Below are 1853 nucleotides of genomic sequence, written 5' to 3' on the forward strand. Positions count from 1 at the left end.
ACCGTCCCGCCGTGCGGTTCACAATTTCCGCCGCCTCGCCCGCCGAGAACGCGTGATGATCCGGGTACAGCGCCGGCTCCACCTCCGCCCCGGCCTCGCGCAGGTGCTGCAGGTAGGGACCTGGCGTGGCGAGCGCGGCCACGGCCACGACTGATCGCCCCGCCAGCGCGTCCAGCGGCATCCCTGCCCCGCCACCGAGCGGCACCAGCCCCACTGGCCTCAGCGCGACCTGCACGACCGGCTTGCCCGGATGGAGCCGCGCAACCTCAGCCGCCACCTCGCGCGCCCGCGGCGCACCCGCGGACTTCCGCGTGAGCACGATCACGTCCGCGCGCCCGAGCGCCTGTGTGCCCTCGCGCCAGGGTCCGCGCGGAAGCACCCGCGGGCGGGCGGACCATCCGTCGACGGCCACCAGCACCAGGTCCAGGTCCCGTGCCAGCGCGCGGTGCTGAAAGGCATCGTCGAGCACCAGGACGTCGCATCCCGCTGCCACGGCCTCCCGCGCGGGATCGATCCGCCTGGCACCGCGGAAGACGGGGACATCGGGGTTCAGCTCGCGGTGCACCACGATCTCGTCCTCGCCGTAGCCGCGGAGCACAATGGCGGGGAGCCGCCCCCACTCCCGCAGGCGCGCCGCCAGCCACGCGGCGAATGGCGTCTTCCCCGCCCCGCCCACAGCCACGTTCCCGACGCTGATCACCGGAACGTCCACGCGCTCCGTGCGGAGCCACCCCGCGTCGTAGCCCCGGTTGCGGAGCGCGACGCCGACGCGGAATGCGGCCTCGGCCGGTGCGAGGGCGACGCGGAGCGCGTGCCCGGCGGCGCCTGCTTCGCCCGCCCACCAGCGGTGGACCCAGGCGTCGAGGCTCACGCGCTCCCCCTCCCCCGGCCCCTCCCCCGCAAACTGCGCGGGAGAGGGGGGAACTTCGATTCAGGTTGGCGGGTTGCCGTATGGTTTTCTTGGCACCCTGACAGACTCGGGTGCGTTGCGAGATCTCCGGCGCATTCCGCGGCTGCCCTCTCCCCCCGGCCCCCTCTCCCGCAAGCGGGAGAGGGGGAGAATTCATGGCGGATGGAGCTGGATGCGGCGCAGTCCCAGGCAGCCCCCTCGCCCCGGCCCTCTCCCCCGCTTCGCAGGGGAAAGGGAGAATTCGATCGCGCTCCGGGTGGCGTGGCGCACTCGATTGGCTCCCTTCCCCCGCGCAGTTTGCGGGGGAAGGGCTGGGGATGGGGGGCCCCGGCCCCAACACCCGGCCGCCCTGACGCACCCAACCCTGAAGTGTACCCCCTCTCCCACGCTGTTTGTGGGAGAGGGTGGACGAGCCTAGGCGAGGACGGGTGAGGGCCCCACGGCACCTGGCCAATCACCAGCTCCCCTCCACGCGCTTCATCAGCCCGGCCAGGCGCTGCTCTACGCCCAGCATGATGGCCTGGATGTCGGCCTCGCTCGCCTCGCGCGGAACGTAGACGGGCTCGCCGTACGAGATGCGCAGTGTCGCGAAGGGCTGAGGAATCAGGAAGCGGTCCCATCCGCCGAAGTACCATGCACGCGTGGAGCCCGACACCACGGGGATGATCGGCGCGCCGGTGCGCTGCGCGATGATCACGGGTCCAGGCTTCATCTTTTCCCGCGGGCCGCGGGGACCGTCGGGCGTGATGGCCAGCGAGCGGCCCTGCTTGACGTGGCGGATCAGCTCACGGAGCGCTTCCAGGCCGCCGCGGCTGGTGGAGCCGCGGACGGCGGTGTAGCCCCAGCGCCGCACGGCCCGGGTGATGTACTCGCCGTCCCGATGCAGGCTGACGAGCGTAACCACGCCCTGGTGGCGATGATGGTAGGTGCACGGCAGCAGCCG

The 1853-nt window shown here is 72.6% G+C and carries 2 protein-coding genes; both read right to left on the reverse strand.

The features are described from left to right. The coding region (locus VIB55_RS10430) for a tetraacyldisaccharide 4'-kinase (RefSeq protein ID WP_331876598.1) at positions 1-871 on the reverse strand (871 nt) is incomplete at its 3' end. A gap of 493 nt (positions 872-1364) precedes the next feature. Next, a partial coding sequence (locus VIB55_RS10435) for a lysophospholipid acyltransferase family protein (protein ID WP_331876599.1) occupies positions 1365-1853 on the reverse strand: 489 nt, incomplete at its 5' end.

It is taken from the genome of Longimicrobium sp. (assembly GCF_036554565.1).
Lineage (GTDB): Bacteria > Gemmatimonadota > Gemmatimonadetes > Longimicrobiales > Longimicrobiaceae > Longimicrobium.